The 17,435-nt window shown below is 69.4% G+C and carries 17 protein-coding genes; 5 read left to right on the forward strand and 12 right to left on the reverse strand.

Annotation, left to right across the window (positions count from 1 at the left end):
* Window positions 1-51: 51 nt before the first annotated feature.
* From LPH33_RS18115 to LPH33_RS18125, 3 genes are read right to left on the reverse strand one after another with little or no spacing between them, the layout of a single operon-like run.
* The gene (locus tag LPH33_RS18115) at window positions 52-585 is read right to left on the reverse strand and encodes a DUF3558 domain-containing protein (RefSeq protein WP_016690890.1); all 534 of its coding nucleotides are present in this window, start codon (window positions 583-585) and stop codon (window positions 52-54) included.
* Window positions 582-1,133 carry a DUF3558 domain-containing protein gene (locus LPH33_RS18120; RefSeq protein ID WP_172414863.1) on the reverse strand — a complete coding sequence of 184 codons (552 nt, stop codon included), beginning with the start codon at window positions 1,131-1,133 and terminating at the stop codon, window positions 582-584. Before LPH33_RS18120 ends, LPH33_RS18115 begins: the two co-directional genes overlap by 4 nt.
* Window positions 1,134-1,143: 10 nt before the next feature.
* On the reverse strand, window positions 1,144-1,773 hold the full coding sequence (locus LPH33_RS18125; protein ID WP_016690888.1) for a TetR/AcrR family transcriptional regulator: 630 nt from the start codon (window positions 1,771-1,773) through the stop codon (window positions 1,144-1,146).
* A gap of 161 nt (window positions 1,774-1,934) precedes the next feature.
* Here LPH33_RS18125 and LPH33_RS18130 point away from each other — a divergent pair, with 161 nt between their 5' ends.
* On the forward strand, window positions 1,935-2,609 hold the full coding sequence (locus tag LPH33_RS18130) for a TetR/AcrR family transcriptional regulator (RefSeq protein ID WP_088897091.1): 675 nt from the start codon (window positions 1,935-1,937) through the stop codon (window positions 2,607-2,609).
* Here LPH33_RS18130 and LPH33_RS18135 read toward each other — a convergent pair.
* The 3 genes from LPH33_RS18135 to LPH33_RS18145 form a co-directional block, all read right to left on the reverse strand.
* Window positions 2,606-3,766 (reverse strand): acyl-CoA dehydrogenase family protein, encoded by a 1,161-nt coding sequence (locus LPH33_RS18135; RefSeq protein ID WP_016690886.1) that lies wholly within the window; start codon window positions 3,764-3,766, stop codon window positions 2,606-2,608. The genes LPH33_RS18130 and LPH33_RS18135 overlap by 4 nt on opposite strands.
* Window positions 3,767-3,834: 68 nt before the next feature.
* Window positions 3,835-4,983 (reverse strand): acyl-CoA dehydrogenase family protein, encoded by a 1,149-nt coding sequence (locus tag LPH33_RS18140; protein WP_026060885.1) that lies wholly within the window; start codon window positions 4,981-4,983, stop codon window positions 3,835-3,837.
* Window positions 4,984-5,035: 52 nt separating this feature from the next.
* The gene (locus tag LPH33_RS18145) at window positions 5,036-5,830 is read right to left on the reverse strand and encodes a TIGR03084 family metal-binding protein (RefSeq protein WP_160875245.1); all 795 of its coding nucleotides are present in this window, start codon (window positions 5,828-5,830) and stop codon (window positions 5,036-5,038) included.
* A 94-nt stretch (window positions 5,831-5,924) separates the two neighbouring features.
* On the opposite strand from LPH33_RS18145, the gene LPH33_RS18150 reads away from it, so the two are divergent.
* On the forward strand, window positions 5,925-6,788 hold the full coding sequence (locus LPH33_RS18150) for an EamA family transporter (protein ID WP_202399734.1): 864 nt from the start codon (window positions 5,925-5,927) through the stop codon (window positions 6,786-6,788).
* A gap of 23 nt (window positions 6,789-6,811) precedes the next feature.
* Here the strand turns inward: LPH33_RS18150 and LPH33_RS18155 are convergent, their stop codons facing one another.
* Window positions 6,812-7,705 carry a LysR family transcriptional regulator gene (locus tag LPH33_RS18155; RefSeq protein WP_016690882.1) on the reverse strand — a complete coding sequence of 298 codons (894 nt, stop codon included), beginning with the start codon at window positions 7,703-7,705 and terminating at the stop codon, window positions 6,812-6,814.
* Window positions 7,706-7,806: 101 nt separating this feature from the next.
* On the opposite strand from LPH33_RS18155, the gene LPH33_RS18160 reads away from it, so the two are divergent.
* Complete coding sequence (locus LPH33_RS18160; protein WP_160875249.1) at window positions 7,807-8,832, forward strand: YeiH family protein; 1,026 nt, start codon at window positions 7,807-7,809, stop codon at window positions 8,830-8,832.
* Window positions 8,833-8,869: 37 nt separating this feature from the next.
* On the opposite strand, the gene LPH33_RS18165 is transcribed toward LPH33_RS18160, so the two are convergent.
* The 4 genes from LPH33_RS18165 to LPH33_RS18180 all read right to left on the reverse strand — a co-directional run bounded on the left by LPH33_RS18165 (window position 8,870) and on the right by LPH33_RS18180 (window position 11,828).
* Window positions 8,870-9,202 carry a DUF202 domain-containing protein gene (locus LPH33_RS18165; protein WP_016690880.1) on the reverse strand — a complete coding sequence of 111 codons (333 nt, stop codon included), beginning with the start codon at window positions 9,200-9,202 and terminating at the stop codon, window positions 8,870-8,872.
* 13 nt (window positions 9,203-9,215) lie between these two features.
* A complete protein-coding gene (locus tag LPH33_RS18170; RefSeq protein ID WP_016690879.1) occupies window positions 9,216-9,581 on the reverse strand; it encodes a YidH family protein in 366 nt (121 codons plus the stop codon).
* A 25-nt stretch (window positions 9,582-9,606) separates the two neighbouring features.
* Window positions 9,607-10,062: a Rieske (2Fe-2S) protein gene (locus LPH33_RS18175; protein WP_019291242.1), complete on the reverse strand. Its 456-nt coding sequence runs from the start codon at window positions 10,060-10,062 to the stop codon at window positions 9,607-9,609.
* 89 nt (window positions 10,063-10,151) lie between these two features.
* Entirely contained in the window at window positions 10,152-11,828 is a 1,677-nt protein-coding gene (locus tag LPH33_RS18180) for an FAD-dependent oxidoreductase (RefSeq protein WP_229565327.1), read from the reverse strand.
* Between the two features lie 167 nt (window positions 11,829-11,995).
* On the opposite strand from LPH33_RS18180, the gene LPH33_RS18185 reads away from it, so the two are divergent.
* Together LPH33_RS18185 and LPH33_RS18190 are read left to right on the forward strand one after the other, a co-directional pair.
* Window positions 11,996-12,808 carry an acyl-[acyl-carrier-protein] thioesterase gene (locus LPH33_RS18185; protein WP_229565328.1) on the forward strand — a complete coding sequence of 271 codons (813 nt, stop codon included), beginning with the start codon at window positions 11,996-11,998 and terminating at the stop codon, window positions 12,806-12,808.
* The gene (locus LPH33_RS18190) at window positions 12,805-13,296 is read left to right on the forward strand and encodes a SixA phosphatase family protein (RefSeq protein ID WP_016694772.1); all 492 of its coding nucleotides are present in this window, start codon (window positions 12,805-12,807) and stop codon (window positions 13,294-13,296) included. The genes LPH33_RS18185 and LPH33_RS18190 overlap by 4 nt, the downstream gene beginning before the upstream one ends.
* Window positions 13,297-13,431: 135 nt before the next feature.
* Here the strand turns inward: LPH33_RS18190 and LPH33_RS18195 are convergent, their stop codons facing one another.
* Window positions 13,432-17,403, reverse strand: a complete 3,972-nt coding sequence (locus tag LPH33_RS18195) for a DNA-directed RNA polymerase subunit beta' (protein ID WP_229565330.1) — start codon at window positions 17,401-17,403, stop codon at window positions 13,432-13,434.
* Between the last annotated feature and the right edge of the window lie 32 nt (window positions 17,404-17,435).

The raw sequence follows: 17,435 nt of genomic DNA on the forward strand, positions 1-17,435 counted from the left end.
CATGAGGTCAAAGTGAGGAGCGCGCACCCTCCCGAGGATCCGCACACACCGTCAACTGCTGAGGTTCAGTGTGAGCCGGGCCAACGTAGCAGCAGCTTCACAGGGGTCCGCTCCCCCGGAGGTGTACTGCACCCACCAGCCGAAGATGCCGGTCGTCGAGGCCCCGGAACTGACCCCGCACGAGCGCGGATCGCCCGGTCGGCGCATCTGCAGCGCCCGCCGGCCCTCGATGGTCGTGTTCTCGATCTCGTAACCGAGCCCCTCGGCTGCGGCGCGTTCGTGGTCGAGGGAACCGGTCTCGAACCAGTTGAAGGTGACCTTCACGACACCCGCGGGTCCCTCACCGTCCCAGCGGCAGATCGCACCGAAGAAACCGCGGTAGACGTAGTCCGCGCCCACGGCTTCGGCGATCTTCTCGTCGGCGACCGCGTCGCACTCGGTGAGCAGCCGGGTGAACTCGGCGCCCGTGCCGCCACCGATCCCCTCGGGAACGGCACGCCCCTCGATGGTGCGGGTGCACCCGGTGAGCAGAGCGCCCGTCGTGAGGACGGTCGCGAGCGCGGCACCCCAGCGGCGGGCGTTCACTTCTGCACCCTCTCCACACTTGTGGTGGCCAGGCCGCGAGCGACCACGCAGGCGTCGGCGACGGGCGTGAGGTTCGAGTACGAGACCGACCAGTGGACGAAGTCGCCGCCGAACTCCACACCGATCTCGCACAGCGTCGTCTGCCCCAGTTCGTTCTGGTAGGACCCCATGAAACCGGACCGTCCCCCGATCTCGACGTCGGCGGCGGGCCGGCCGATGAGATCGGAGCCGGCGCGTTCGCGGCCGATGGGACTTCCCCGGTACCAGGAGAAGCTCACGCTGGGGCCGCCGACGTAGATCTCCCACTCGCAGCCCACCGAGTTGCGCGTCACCGTCGTGAAACTTCCGAGACCGAAGGCCGCCGCCACCTCGTCGTCGGACATCGCGCCGCACTCGTCGAACAGCGGGCCGGGGTCGGTGACGGACGCGGTGGGCGAGGTCGCTGCCTGTCCGGCGTCGTCGGAGTTCCCGCACGCCGCCGCACCGAGACTCATGAGGCCGACCGTGGCCACGGCAGCCGCCGTCCTTCCGATGCGCGGGAGAGGCATGGCGGGAAGACTACCGAGCCGGGCCCGCCTGTGTGCGACGACTCGAGGACTCCCGGAGCACCTCGTCGAGCTGCGCGGCCCAGTGGCGGACGATCTCCCGCCGGCGGGCCGAGTCGTCGGTCAGCACGTCGGCCAGGCCGAGGCCGCGCGCGAGATCCAGGGTCGCCTGCACCGTCCGGTGCACGACCGGATCGGTGTCGTCGGCGCCGAGCTGCTCGACGGCGACCGCGTGCGAGACACGCCCGAACTTCTCCTCGAGCGGCAGGAGCATCTCACGCAGAGCAGGATCGGCCGCCGCGGCCGTCCACACCTGCAGGGCGGCCTTGAACATGTTGCCGGTGCACTGGTCGACGATCCGCTCGACCACTGCCTCCGTGCGGCCGACGCCCTCGGGCACGTCGAACGGCTCGGTGCGGACCCGTTCGATGCGACTGTCGAACATGAACTCGAGCGATGCGGTGATGAGATCCTCCCGGGTCGGGAAGTGATGCTGGGTGGCCCCGCGCGACACTCCTGCCCGCTCGGCGACCACACTCACCGTGGTTGCGGCCCAACCGGATTCGGCGAGGCAGTCGATCGTCGCCTCGAGCAGTCGCCGCCGCGTGGCGCGGCTGCGGTCCTGCTTCGGTTCTCGCGCCATCGGGCCTCCTGCTCCTGCTGTTCTGTCACGACCACCCGGTCACGACCGTTCCGTCACGACTGATCTTCCACCGAACGGGTATTCGTGCGACCCCGAGACCGTACGCAAAGCTCATCATCCGTACACTCGTATAACAGGTCGGGGCGAAAGGGGAGCACCACGTGGCGACCATCGTCAGGCGCGAGGACTACTTCGACGCCGCGCTGGCCATCCTGGCCACCAACGACCATGCCGGGCTCAAGCAGGCACGGTTGTGCAGTCACCTCGAGGTGACGACCGGCTCGTTCTACAACTATTTCGAGAGCTGGGCGCAGTTCAAGACCGAATTCCTCCAGCACTGGCTCGAGAGCCAGACGCTGCAGCTCGCCGCCGCGGCGCGCCTCGAGGGTTCGATGACCCGACGGCTCCGGTTGCTCGTCGAATTCGCGTGCAGTCTCCCCCACTCCGCCGAATCCGCCATCCGTGGTTGGTCGCACAGCGACTCCGGGGTCCACGAGGTGCAGAGCAAGGTCGACGACCTGCGTTACGCGGTGGTGGCCGAAGCGGTGGCCCAGTATCTCGGTTCGAGGGGACAGGCCGAGCGGTTCGCAAGGCTGGCCCTGTACACGCTCGTGGGCTACCAGCAGACCGTGCCGCTGCAGGACGTGAACTCGTTGCGGTGGTCCCTCGCCTATCTGCTGGGGACGCTGCTCCCGGCGGAGGAGGCGGCCGGTATCTTCCCGCCGGATTCCTTCCCGCCGAACCTCGGTACCTCCGGGTCCGAGGTGTCGAATCCCGACACCTCGAACCCGGAAGCATCGAACACCGAAGCGTCGAACACCGAAGCGTCGGCCTAGTACGACTTCGGCAGGCCCAGCGAGTGCTGGGCCACGAAGTTGAGGATCATCTCCCGGCTGACCGGCGCCACGCGTGCGATGCGCGCGGCGCCGAGCATCGCCGCGAGGCCGTACTCCCGGGTGAGGCCGGCTCCGCCGTGGGTCTGGATCGCCTGGTCCAGCGAGGCGATCGCGGCCTCACCCGCGGCGTACTTGGCCATGTTCGCGGCCTCGGCGGCCCCGAAGTCGTCGCCGCTGTCGTAGAGGACGGCGGCCTTCTGCATCATGAGCTTGGCGAGTTCGAGCTCGATCTTGCGCTGCGCCAGCGGGTGCGCAATGCCCTGATGCGCGCCGATGGGCTGCTTCCAGACGGTGCGCTCGTTGGCGTAGCGCACCGCGGCGTCGAGGGCGTACCGGCCCATCCCCACTGCCATCGCCGCGCCCATGATCCGTTCGGGGTTCAGTCCGGCGAACAGCTGCATCAGCGCGGCCTCCGGTTCACCGACCAGTGCGTCGGCGGGAAGCCGGACGTCGTCGAAGAACAGGGAGAACTGGTAGTCCGGCTCGAGGATGTCCATCTCCATGGGCGTCTTCGTGAAGCCCGGAGCGTCGGTCGGCACGATGAACAGGGCCGGACGGAGCTTGCCGGTCTTCGCGTCCTCGGTGCGGGAGACGACGAGCACGGCGTCGGCCTGGTCGACACCGGAGATGTACACCTTGCTGCCGGAGAGGATCCAGTCGTCACCGTCGCGGCGGGCGATGGTGGTGATGTTGTGCGAGTTGGATCCGGCGTCGGCCTCGGTGATGCCGAAGGCCATGATGCGGGAGCCGTCGGCGAGCCCGGGCAACCATTCCTGCTTCTGCGCGTCGGTGCCGTACTTGGAGATGATCGTGCCGCAGATGGCCGGCGAGACCACGACGAGCAGCAACCCTGCGCCCTTGGCGGAGAGCTCCTCCTGCACCAGCGCGAGTTCGTAGATGCCGGCGCCGCCCCCGCCGTATTGCTCCGGGAGGTTCACGCCGAGGAAGCCGAGCTTGGCCGCCTCCGCCCACAATTCGGTGAGCGGCTCGTGCGCGCGTGACTTGGGAAGCACGTAGTCGACGTAGTTGTAGCGCTCGGCCAGAGCCGCGACCGCAGCGCGCAGTTCCTTCTGTTCTTCGGTCTCGATGATGCTCACGAGGATGCCTTCCGGGTTCGGGTGAGAGGACGCGCGGCCGTGGACGGTCGCGTGAAGGATCAGGTGTGTCAGGCGCCGTAACCCAGCCGCTTGGCGGCGAGTTCGGTGAGGATCTCGGTGGTGCCACCGCCGATACCGAGGATGCGCATGTCGCGGTACTGCCGTTCGACCTCGGATTCGGCCATGTACCCGAGTCCGCCGAACAATTGGACCGCCTGGTTGGCGACCCACTCGCCGGCCTCGACCGCGGTGTTCTTCGCGAAACACACCTCGGCGATCAGGTCGGTCTCCCCCGCCACGGCGCGTTCGGTGACGTGCCGGGTGTAGACGCGCGCGACGTCGATGCGACGCGCCATCTCGGACAGCGTGCGCTGCACGGCCTGGCGGGTGATCAGTGGCCGGCCGAAGGTCTCGCGATCGCGGCACCACGCGACGGTCAGGTCCAGGCACCGCTGCGCACCCGAATAGGCCTGGGCGGCGAGGGCGATCCGCTCGGAGACGAAACCCTGTGCGATCTGCCAGAATCCGGTGTTCTCCGCGCCGACGAGATTGGTGACCGGCACGCGGACGTCGGCGAAGGACAACTCGGCGGTGTCCGACGCGCGCCAGCCCATCTTGTCGAGCTTGCGGGAGACAGTGAAACCCGGTGTGCCCTTCTCGATCACGAGCAGCGAGACTCCTCCGGCGCCGGGACCTCCGGTGCGGACGGCGGTGACCACGAAGTCGGCGCGGCATCCCGAGGTGATGTAGGTCTTCGCGCCGTTGACGACGTAGTGGTCGCCGTCGCGTACCGCGGTGGTGGTCAGATGGCCGACGTCCGATCCGCCGCCCGGTTCGGTGATCGCGAGGGATCCGACGAGTTCGCCTGCGAGAGTGGGCCGTACCCACTTGTCGATCTGATCGGGATCGCCGGCCGCGATGAGGTGCGGCAGGGCGATGCCGCACGTGAACAGTGATGCGAACGCGCCGCCCGAGGCACCTGCCTCGTGGAACGCTTCGCACACGGTGAGCGTGTCGGCACCGTCGCCACCGGAACCGCCGACCTCCTCGGGGAATCCCGCGCCGAGCAGGCCGACCTTCGCGGCCTCGACGTGCAGTTCGCGGGGCAGTTCGCCGGCGCGCTCCCAGTCGTCGAGGTGGGGCAGGATCTCGCGCTTCACGAAACCGGTGACGGTCTCGCGGAGGGCGAGACGCTCGGGGGTGGTCCACATGCTCACGATGTCTCCGATGGTGTCTCGGCCGGGGTGTCTCGCTGGGGTACGGGTGTCTTCAGGAGGCGGACGAGCCGGCTTCACGTCCGGCGCCGGGGGCACCGGCGAAGGCCTGGGCGAGGCCGAGCCATTCCTCCGCGTCCGGGCCGTCGGTGACGAGGGCGGTGTCGTCGCGGTGGATGCGCTGGGTGACGAGCAGGCAGAAGTCGAGAGCCGGGCCGGTGACCGACTGCGCGGCGTCCTCCGGACCCCATTCCCAGCTGTCACCGTCGGGGGCGGTGAGCACCACGCGGAACGGTTCGGCCGGTGGCTTCCGGTCGCGGATGACGTACGCGAAGTCGCGCGTCCGCACCCCCAGGTGCGCGATGTTCTTCAGGCGCGCGGTGGGTGTGCGGGTGACGCCGAGGGCGTCGGCGACGTCTCCCCCGTGCGCCCAGGTCTCCATCAGCCGCGCGGTCGCCATCGAGGCCGGCGACATCGGCGGTCCGAACCACAGGATCTTCGTACCGCGCGGGACCTCGGCGAGCGCGTCGGCGAGTTCGCGGCGGGTGTCGCGCCAGTCGGCGAGCAACTCCGCGGGCGGCCGGCCCGCCTGTTTCGCGGCACCGACGTCGACGAATCCCAGCGGGTCGCCGAACGCCGCTTCGACCATCTTCACGAAGGCGTCCGGGTCACGGACGGCGGTGAGCGCCGCCCGGTCGGTCCACAACAGGTGGCCGATCTGGTGGGCGATGATCCAACCCTCCGCCGGAGTGGGCAGCGCCCAGCTCTCGTCGGGCAGGTTCGCAACGAGAGCGTCGAGATCGTCGCCCTCCGCGCGGAGATCGTCGAGCACGGTGTGCAGATCGGACATGCGGCAAGCGTCACACGTCACAGCTCTAAAATCAAGCACGCGTGATTGTTTTTTGCGGCAGACGTCGTCCGGGCCTGTCGGACAGACTGACGGGATGGCCGACGACTCCCGCACGCACACCGTCGGGCCTGTCGTTGCGGTCCTCACCGCGGTGTTGTCGATGCAGTTCGGGGCGGCCTTCGCCGCGACCCTGTTCGGCCGGGCGGGCGCCCTCGGCACGGTGACCCTGCGCCTGCTGTTCGCGGCCGTGATCCTCTGCGCGTTCACCCGGCCCCGGCCGCGGACGTGGACACCGGAACAGTGGCGGGCGGTGGTGACACTGGGCGCGAGTCTCGCGCTGATGAACACGGCCTTCTACGGGGCGCTGACGCGGCTGCCCCTCGCCGCAACCGTCACCATCGAGTTCCTCGGCCCGCTCGGACTGGCCGCGATCCTGTCCCGACGCCTCCGCGACGGCCTGTGGGTGGTGCTCGCGTTGGCCGGAGTGGTCCTGCTCGGCGTGGGTGACGGTGCCGGACTGTCCACCGGTCTCGATCCGCTCGGGGTCGCCTTCGCGCTGGTCGCCGCATCGGGATGGGCCTGGTACATCATCGCCGGCTCACGTGTGGCGACGACCCTGCCCGGATCCGCCGGACTGGCCGGAGCGACGACGATCGCGGCCGTCGTCGTCCTGCCGTTCGGCGCGGCGACGGCCGGCACCGAGCTCCTCCGGCCCGACCTCGCGCTCGCAGGACTCGCCGTGGCGCTGCTGTCGTCGGCGATCCCGTACACCCTCGAGATCCGTGCCCTGCGCGACCTGCCGAAGAAGGTGTTCGCGATCCTCATCGCGCTCGAGCCCGCCGCCGCAGCGCTCGCCGGTGCTCTGGTGCTGGGGCAGGTCGTCGAACCCCTCGCCCTCGTAGGCATCGCACTCGTCGTGATCGCGGGGGCCGGCGCGTTGCAACACTCGCGCGCGTGACCCGGTACCGGATGCAGGCCCGGTCAGCGGGTACGGGTGATCAGTCGGACCAACTCCCCCGCCGGGCCGGACAACACCCGCGGTGGCCTCCAGACCGCACGGAGCACGCGCTGCAGGTCGAGTCCGTCCACCGCGACCGCGACCAGGCGACCGGAGTCCAGATACTCCTCCACCGCGAGGGTGCTCAGCACCGCCGGGCCCGTACCCCCGAGCACGCTCGTGCGGACCGCTGCTCCGCTCCCGAGTTCGAGCAGCGGTGCGGCCCGGTCGTACTCCTGCAACGCGAGGTCGAGGGTGCGGCGGGTGCCGGAGCCCTCCTCGCGGACGACCAGTGGTGTCGCCGCGAGTTCGGCCACGGTGAGCGGCCGACGCCGCCGCGCCCAGGGATGCTGCGGCGGGACGACCACGACGAGGCGATCGCGTGCCACCGCGACACTGTGCAGTCCCTCCGGCACCGTCGGTCCTTCGACGAACCCGACGTCGCATCCGCCCTCGGCGACGACGTCGCACACCCGCATCGAGTTGTGGACCTGCAACTGGATCTGGACGTCGTCGCGGAGTGTGCGGAAGGCGCCGAGCCACCGCGGGATGAGGTGTTCGGCGACCGTCATCGACGCCGCGACCACCAGTTCGGGTTGCTGCTCGACGCGCAGTGCGGCGGCGGCGTCGAGGAGGCGTTCCGCGTCGGCCAGGACCTCCCGAGCCCAGTGCGCGACCACTGTGCCCTCCGGGGTGAGCACCGAACCCGTCCGGCCACGCCGCACGAGGACCGCGCCGAGTTGCCGTTCGAGCCGGCGCAGCATGCGGGTCGCGTTGGGCTGGGCGAGACCGGCCGCGCGGGCCGCGGCGCCGAGCCCGCCCCGGTCGTCGACCCCGACGAGCAGTTCCAGAGCGACGAGATCCGGCCAGCTGGTCATGCACGAACGATATGCCGGACCCTCTGCACATATCCATTCGATATGAGCTCATGTCCGATCGACGGCTGGTGCGGACACCGCTGCAACGGAAGAGTCGAGGCATGCTCACCGTCCACGCGCCCGTGTCCCGGCCCACCGTCGTCCCGGGTCTCCTGGTGGCCGCGGCGGGCGCGGTCGTCGCACTGGGAGCGGCGCACCTGATCCCCGGGGCGAGCCCGTTGCTCGTCGCGATCGTCCTGGGTGTGGTCGTGGCGAACGTCGGTCTGCCCGCACCGGTGGTCGAGGTTCTGGAGCCGGGTCTGGGTACGGCATCGAAGCGGTTGCTCCGAGTGGGCGTCGCGCTGCTCGGCGTGCAGCTCGCGGTCTCCGATCTCGTCGACCTCGGGTGGGGCACAGCGATCGTCGCGGCGACCGTCGTCGTCGCGGGCATCGGCGGCTCGCTCGCCTTCGGCCGGTGGCTCGGGGTGGGCTGGACCCAGCGCCTGCTCATCGCGTGCGGCTTCTCGATCTGTGGAGCCGCGGCCGCGGCGGCGGTCGACGGTGTGATCGATTCGCGCAAACGCGAACTCGTCACCACCGTCGCATTGGTGGTCGTCTTCGGCACCGCGATGATCCCGCTCGTTCCGCTCGCCGCCGGGATGCTCGGGCTGACCCCCGGGACCGCCGGTCTGTGGGCGGGTGCGGCGATCCACGAGGTCGCCCAGGTCGTCGCGACCGGCACCGCTCTCGAGGCCACCGCCGGTGGGGTGCTCGCCGCGGCCGTGACGGTCAAGCTCGCGCGGGTGGCACTGCTGGCTCCGGTCGTGGCGATCGTCGGGGTCGTCGCCCGGCGGCGCGGTGAGGGCCGCCGCGACGAGCGCACTCCCCCGATCGTGCCGGTCTTCCTGCTGGGCTTCCTCGCGTGTGTCGCGCTGCGCTCGACCGGACTGCTCGATCCGATCGTGGTGGAGGCTGCGGGCACGGTGCAGAGGGCACTGCTGACGGTCGCGATGTTCGCCCTGGGCGCGGGGGTGCGCCGGGAGGTGCTTCGCGGGGTCGGATGGCGCCCGATCGCGCTCGCGGCAGCGGCGACTGTTTGGGTCGCCGCGATAGCGCTGATCGGTGTGTCGTCGATCAGCGGGCAGTGAGGATCAGCGAGCGGTGACGATCAGTGGTCCGTGACAATCAGTGGGCCGTGACGATCAGTACGGCCGACGAGATCGCGAGCACCACGACCGTGGCGGTGACCGCGACGTTCCGCCACCAGAAATAGGGCGCGCGCCCCGCCACCAATCCGCGCACACGCGCGCGGTGACCGATCCGGGAGGCGAGCAGCACCGCGAGCACGGGCACGAGGCAGACCAGGCCGATCGTCGCGACCACCGCACCCGGGCCGGGCACGAACCGCATGAATCCGAGCACCACCGCCCCGAGCACCGACGCGGTGCGCAGCCACGCCAGACTGGTCCGTTCGGGCTGCAGACCGGCGTCGCCGTGCCGCAGATCGTCCGGGCTCACGATGCCGCTCGTCTCACCAGGCGATCGCGACGGCGAGCACGACCCCGGAGACCCCGAGGGCGACGGCGAGCAGGTAGGCCACCCACGGCACCGGGAGTGCACGTCCGGTGCGCATCGCGTGCTCGACGCGGTGCCAGCGGATCAGCGCGAACACGGTGAGCACGGCGGCGAATCCGAGCAGCGCACACGCCAGCACCGTGCGGAGCCCCTCCGACACGATGCCGCCCGCGAAGGTCTCCAGCGCGACCGCCGCGGCGATGACGCCGAGCGCGGTCCGCACCCAGGCGAGGAAGGTGCGCTCGTTGGCCAGCGTGAAACGAGGGTCCGGGTCCGTACCGTCACGCAGCGCCTTCGGGCGCCAGCCTCCGCTGGTCTCCACGGAGCGGACTCTATCCCCGGACCGATCAGCCCACGACGAGATCGGACCCGCGCGCCGCCACCGGACGGGTCTTCAGCGGCCGCTTCGCCGGTCCTTCGACCGGGGCGCCGTCGAGGTCGTACCGGCTGCCGTGGCACGGGCAGATGATGCGGTCGCCCTCGACCCCGCTGAGATTGCAGCCCTGATGGGTACAGATCGCGATGAACGCGCGGAAGTCGCCCTCCGCGGGCTGGGTGACGACGAGCCTCTTCGATTCGAGCATGACGCCCCCGCCGACCGGCACGTCCGCGACGGTGGCTACGACCTCCGCGTCGGGTCCGGGAGGCGCGGTCGTGGTCGGTGCGGGCACCGCCGATCGTGCCTCGCCGGTGTCGCCGGACGATCCGCAGGCCGTGAGGGCCGCGCCGGCCGCCACCACACCGGCGCCGCCGATGAGGGTGCGGCGCGTGAGCGCCGTGCGGTCGAGGTTGTCGCTGCTCATGCACATGTCCGTTCGGGTCGGGATTCGGTTCTCCCGAGCCTATCGACGAACGCCCGGGTGGGCCGCGACCTGCGTCACCCGCGACTGCGTCAGCGACGCAGCGAAGCGAGCAGCGGAAGACGGCGTCGGCGACGACCGAGTTCGACGAGGGTCCCGCGATCGGTGATCTTGACGCGGGGCCGGCCCTGGGCCCGTCCGGCCTGCCGCTCGGCGGCGTCGATGGTCTTCCAGCCGTCCAGGTCCACCCGATCGGGCCTGCGCTGTCCGAGCAACCGGTTCAGCGCGCGACGGTCGCCGCGGGGATCGGCGAGCGCACCGGAGTCGAAATCGGCCAGCAGCGCCGCGACGGTCTCCTTCGCGCACCCCTTGTTGGTGCCGATGACACCGCTCGGCCCGCGCTTGGCCCAGCCGGTCACGTAGACGCCGGTGTCGACGCGACCGCCGGTGTTGGGAACGACGCCACGGACGTCGTCGAAGGGCACACCCGGCACGGGAACGCCGCGATAACCGATCGACCGGAGCACGAGCGTGGCGGGCAGGTCCTCGAACCGGCCGGTGGGTCGGGCGGTGAGGCGGCCACCGTCGTCGACGAGTTGGGTGCGTTCGACCCGCACGCCGGTCACGTGGTCGTCGCCGAGCAGTTCGCTCGGGGCAGCGAGATACCGGAAGACGATGCGACGGTGACCGGGACGGACGGGCCGTCCGGCGTACTCACGGGCGAGACGGACCCGCAGCGCGGTCGCCGCGTCGTCCTCCACGGCCCGAGAGCTCACCGGATCGAGTTCGAGGTCGGCGTCGTCGACGACGACGTCCACCCCGGTGAGGTCGCCGAGGGCGAGGAACTCCGGATTGCTGTAGGCGGCCTGGGCGGGGCCGCGCCGGCCGAGCAGGACGACCTCGCGGATGTTGCTCTCCCGCAGCGCCTTCAGGGCGTGGTCGGCGATGTCGGTGCGCGCCAGTTCGTCGACGTCCATGGTGAGGATCCGCGCGACGTCGAGGGCGACGTTGCCGTTGCCGACGATGACGGCGCGTTCGCCGGACAGGTCGAAGGTGCGGTCGGCGTAGTCGGGGTGGCCGTTGTACCAGGCGACGAACTCGGTGGCGGCGTGGCTGCGGGGCAGGTCCTCGCCCGTGATCCCGAGTCGGCGGTCGGACGACGCACCGGTCGCGTAGATCACGGCGTGGTGGTGCTCGAGCAGTTCGGCGTGGGTGATGTCGCGACCGACCTCGGTGGCGAGGTGCAGGGCGAACTCCTCGCGCCGGAACGACCATTCGAACGATTCCGTGACCGCCTTGGTCCCCGGATGGTCGGGGGCGACACCGGCGCGCACGAGGCCGAAGGGAGTCGGGAGCCGATCGAACATCTCGACCTCGACGTCGGAGCGTTCGAGGAGTTCCTGGGCGGCGTAGCAGGCCGCGGGGCCGGCTCCGACGATCGCGACCCGCAGCGTTCCGCGATCACGCGGAGGCGCCGGGGTGGGCACGAGGGGCTGCCACCCCTCCGGCGCCGGGTGGTCCGCGTACCAGGCCGCATTGATCTCGGCGAACCGCTTCTGGGAGGGGTCGAGCTTGTCGTCGGGCAGGATCGCCTCGACCGGGCACGCATCGGCGCAGGCGCCGCAGTCGATGCAGGTCTTCGGATCGATGTGCAACATCTCGGCGGTGGCGAATTCGGGCTCGTCCGGCGAGGGGTGGATGCAGTTCACAGGGCAGACCGCGACGCAGCTCGCATCGTTGCAGCAGGTCTGGGTGATCACATAGGCCATGGGAAGGGTCCTCGGCAGCCGGGCGGAGCGTCCGCGAATTTCATGTAACGATCCGTAACAGTTAACTCGACTGTAGCGGCAGTCACCGCGGGTTCGCAAGAGAACCTGCGACCACCCACCGAAGCTGCGAGAATCGCACGATCGGACATCCGACCCGGGGGGGACACATGGCCACGTCGACGTCGAGCACCGATCTGCCTCGGACGCGACCGCTGACGGAACTGCCCGAGGAGGCGGATCCCTTCTCCACCGAGCGCACCGTCCGCACCGGCGACGTCGACACCGGGAAGCGACTGCGACTCGACGGCATCGCCCGCTATCTCCAGGACATCGGCACCGACAACCTCGCCGCCGTCGGCGCGTCCGAGACCGACCCGCTCTGGATCGTCCGGCGCACGATCGTCGACGTGCACCGCCCCGCCGAGTACGGCCGCACGCTCCGGTTGCGGCGCTGGTGCGACGCCCTGTCGATACGGTGGGCGAACGTGCGGGTCCGCCTCGACGACCCCGACGACGCCCCGGACGGTCCGCTGATCGAAACCGCGGCGTTCTGGATCGACATCGGCCCCACCACCGGCGCTCCCACCCGCATCAGCGACGGCCTGTTCGAGCACATGGCCCGCTACGCGCACGACACACGCCTGAAGTGGACGGCGTGGCTGCCCGGTCGCGCACCCGACGAGGTCGACGACGAACGCGTCTTCCCCCTGCGCGCCACCGACCTCGACCCCTTCGGGCACGTGAACAACGCCGTCTACTGGCACGGTGTCGAAGAGCTTCTGCCCCTCCGGCCGGACGTCCCGGACGCGCCGTACCGAGCGGTGATCGAGCACCTGCGCCCCGTCGCCGCCGGCGAGACCCTCACCTTGCGGACGACCCTGCGGGAGGACGGACTGACGGTCTGGTTCACGGTCGAGGATCACACTCGCGCGGTCGCGTGGATCGGCCGGAATCCGGACGCTCTACGGTGGACCCCATGACCCGTACCCTGATCTTGCTGCGCCACGGCAAGTCCGCGTACCCGGACGACGTGGACGATCACGAGCGTCCCCTCTCCCCCCGCGGACGCCGCGAGGCCGGTCTCGCCGGTCGCTGGATCCGGGCGAACCTGCCCGAGGTGGACGCCGTTCTGTGCTCCACCGCGACCCGGACACGCAAGACACTCGCCGAGGCGGCCGTGGAGGCTCCCGTCGAGTACCGCGACAGCCTGTACCACGCCGATCCGGAATCCCTGGTCGCCGAGATCCGGGGAACCGCCGACGACGTGCAGACCCTGCTGGTCATCGGGCACGAGCCGACCCTCTCCGCGACCGTCCTCGGACTCATCACGGACCACAGCACCGACGCCGCCCATCAGGTGGCCGAGAAGTTCCCCACCTCCGCGATCGCAGTCCTCACGGTGAGCGGATCGTGGTCCGAGCTGTCGCGGGGCACGGCCGAACTCGTGGACTTCCACATCCCGCGCTGACCCACACCCCGCGCGGAACCGCTGCGAGACGCTCGCGGCGAAGCAACGACGGCGATCACCGTCGAGAACAAATGACGAAGGCCCCGCCCCCGAAGAGAAGAGGGCGGGACCTTCGTCGTCTACTACGGCAGCGAACTACCGGTAGTCGTTGGAGTAACCGTAGTCGTCCAGCGGCACTGCAGCGCCGGTGTTCTGGCCGAAGCCGTCCGGCGAGTAGTACTGGTCGTCGTACGCCGGGATGGCGTACGCGGCCGCGCGGGCCTCCTCGGTCGGCTGGACCTCGATGTTCCGGTACTTGTTGATACCGGTACCGGCGGGGATCAGCTTGCCGATGATCACGTTCTCCTTGAGACCGATCAGCTTGTCCGAGCGGCAGTTGATCGCCGCGTCGGTGAGCACGCGAGTGGTCTCCTGGAAGGACGCCGCCGACAGCCACGAATCGGTGGCCAGCGACGCCTTCGTGATACCCATGAGGACCGGACGGCCGGCAGCCGGCTCGCCACCCTCCTGGACCACACGACGGTTCGCAGCCTCGAACTCGCTGCGCTCGACGAGCGAACCGGGCAGGAACTCCGTCGAGCCCGAGTCGATGATCGTCACGCGACGCAGCATCTGGCGCACGATGACCTCGATGTGCTTGTCGTGGATCGACACGCCCTGGCTCCGGTAGACCTCCTGGACCTCGTGGACCAGGTGGACCTGAACCTGACGCGGGCCCATCACGCGCAGCACCTCGTGCGGATCGGCAGAGCCCTCGAGGAGCTGCTGACCGACCTCCACGTGGTCGCCGTCCGCGAGCACGCCCTCGGTGCCGTCGGCCTTGCGGATGACGTGCAGACGCTGACGCTTGGACAGCTTGTCGTACACGACCTCCTCACCACCGTCGTCGGGGATGATCGTGATCTTGTAGAAGCGATCGTCGTCCTCAAGGCGGATGCGGCCGGAGACATCGGCGATCGGGGCCTTGCCCTTGGGGACGCGGGCCTCGAACAGCTCCTGGACGCGGGGTAGACCACCGGTGATGTCCTCACCGACGCCACCCTGGTGGAAGGTACGCATCGTCAGCTGCGTACCGGGCTCACCGATCGACTGGGCGGCGACGATACCGACGGCCTCGCCGATGTCGACGAGCTTGCCCGTCGCCATCGAACGGCCGTAGCAGGTCGCGCAGACGCCGGTGCCGGTGTCGCAGGTCAGGACCGAGCGGACCTTGACCTTCTGGATGCCGGCCTCGAGCAGCGCCTCGATCGCCGGGTCGCCGAGGTCGGAACCACGCTCGACGACGACGTTGCCGTTCGCGTCGACCGCGTCCGTCGCCAGCGTACGGGCGTAGGTGCTGGTCTCGATGTGAGCGTCGCGCACGAGCTCACCGGTCGGCTGACCCGTCGCGTCGCGTGCGAGCTCGGCGATGGTCATCTCGATGCCGCGCGGCGTGCCGCAGTCGACCTCGCGGACGATGACGTCCTGCGAGACGTCGACCAGACGACGGGTCAGGTAACCCGAGTCGGCGGTACGGAGAGCGGTGTCGGCCAGACCCTTACGCGCGCCGTGCGTGTTGATGAAGTACTCGGCGACGGTCAGGCCCTCACGGAAGGAGGACTTGATCGGGCGCGGGATGAACTCGCCCTTCGGGTTCGTCACCAGACCCTTCATGCCCGCCAGCGAGCGGATCTGGGTCATGTTGCCCGCAGCACCGGACTTGACGATCGTGGGGATCGGGTTGTCGTCCGGGTAGTGCGCCTCCATGACCTGACCGACCTCTTCGGTCGCTTCCTGCCACAGCTTGACGAGCGAATCGCGACGCTCGTCCTCCGAGAGCTTGCCTCGGTCGTACTGCCGCTGGATGGCGTCGGCCTGCGTCTCGTACCGCTCGAGGATGTCCTTCTTCTCCGGCGGAACGAGCACGTCCGCCATCGAGATGGTGACACCCGAACGCGTGGCCCAGTAGAAGCCGGCGTCCTTGAGCTTGTCGACGGTCTGCGCGACGACGATCATCGGGTACCGCTCGGCCAGGTCGTTGATGATCGCGGCCTGGCGCTTCTTCGGCATGATGTCGTTGACGAACGCGTAGTTCGTCGGCAGCAGCTCGTTGAACAGCACGCGACCGAGGGTGGTCTGCGTGATCCACGCCTGACCGTACTTCCAGCCCTCCGGGAACAGCTCGTTCTCGACGTCGCGCGGCGGACGCAGCTGGGTCAGGCGCACCTTGATCGGAGCCTGGACCGACAGCACACCGCGGTCGACGGCCATCTGAGCCTCGGCCGGCGACGAGTAGACGCCCTGCTCGGGCTCGTCGGCGGTCGCGGCCTTGTAGGCGCCGGGGGCGTCCTCGACCAGACGGGTCAGGTGGAACAGACCCGTGACCATGTCCAGACGCGGCATGGCGAGCGGGCGGCCCGATGCCGGCGACAGGATGTTGTTCGACGACAGCATCAGGATGCGGGCCTCGGCCTGCGCCTCCGCGGACAGCGGGAGGTGCACGGCCATCTGGTCGCCGTCGAAGTCGGCGTTGAAGGCCTCACACACGAGGGGGTGCAGCTGGATGGCCTTGCCCTCGACGAGCTGCGGCTCGAACGCCTGGATACCGAGGCGGTGCAGCGTGGGAGCACGGTTCAGCAGAACCGGGTGCTCGTTGATGACCTCTTCGAGGACGTCCCACACCTGCGGGCGCTGACGCTCGACCATGCGCTTGGCGGACTTGATGTTCTGCGCGTGGTTGAGGTCGACGAGACGCTTCATCACGAACGGCTTGAACAGCTCGAGCGCCATGAGCTTCGGCAGACCGCACTGGTGCAGCTTGAGCTGCGGACCGACGACGATGACCGAACGGCCCGAGTAGTCGACGCGCTTACCGAGCAGGTTCTGACGGAAGCGGCCCTGCTTGCCCTTGAGCAGATCGGACAGCGACTTGAGCGGACGGTTACCGGGACCGGTGACCGGCCGGCCACGACGGCCGTTGTCGAAGAGGGCGTCGACCGACTCCTGCAGCATCCGCTTCTCGTTGTTGACGATGATCTCGGGGGCACCGAGGTCGATCAGTCGCTTGAGGCGGTTGTTGCGGTTGATGACGCGGCGGTACAGGTCGTTGAGGTCGGAGGTCGCGAAGCGGCCACCGTCGAGCTGCACCATCGGACGCAGTTCCGGCGGGATCACCGGCACGGCGTCGAGCACCATGCCCATGGGCGAGTTGCCGGACTGCTGGAACGCCGCGACGACCTTCAGGCGCTTGAGAGCACGGAGCTTCTTCTGGCCCTTGCCGCTGCGGATGGTCTCGCGCAGCGACTCGGCCTCGGCGTCGATGTCGAAGTTCTCGATGAGCTTCTGGATCGCCTCGGCACCCATGGCACCGGTGAAGTACTCGCCGTAGCGGTCCTGGAGCTCGCGGTAGATCATCTCGTCGACGATCAGATCCTTCGGCTTCAGCTTCGTGAAGGTCGTCCAGATCTCGTCGAGGCGGTCGAGCTCGCGCTGCGCACGGTCGCGGAGCTGACGCATCTCGCGCTCGCCGCCGTCCTTGACCTTGCGGCGGACGTCGGACTTGGCGCCCTCGGCCTCGAGTTCGGCGAGGTCGGCTTCGAGCTTCTGCGCGCGGGCCTCGAGGTCGGCGTCGCGCTGGTCGGCGACCGACTTCTTCTCGACCTCCATCTCGGCTTCGAGAGTGGAGAGCTCGTTGTGGCGCAGCTCGTCGTCGACGGACGTGATGACGTACGCGGCGAAGTAGATGATCTTCTCGAGATCCTTCGGCGCGAGGTCGAGCAGGTAGCCGAGGCGGCTCGGCACACCCTTGAAGTACCAGATGTGCGTCACCGGAGCGGCGAGCTCGATGTGGCCCATGCGCTCACGGCGGACCTTGGCGCGGGTCACCTCGACGCCGCAGCGCTCGCAGATGATGCCCTTGAAGCGGACACGCTTGTACTTGCCGCAGTAGCACTCCCAGTCCCGGGTGGGACCGAAGATCTTCTCGCAGAACAAGCCGTCCTTCTCGGGCTTGAGCGTGCGGTAGTTGATGGTCTCGGGCTTCTTGACCTCGCCGTACGACCAGTTACGGATGTCCTCGGCGGTGGCCAGGCCGATCCGGAGTTCATCGAAGAAGTTGACGTCGAGCACGTAACTTCCTTTCCCCTGTGCGGGTTGTATTG

Source organism: Rhodococcus sp. RDE2 (assembly GCF_020885655.1).
GTDB lineage: Bacteria > Actinomycetota > Actinomycetes > Mycobacteriales > Mycobacteriaceae > Rhodococcus > Rhodococcus pyridinivorans.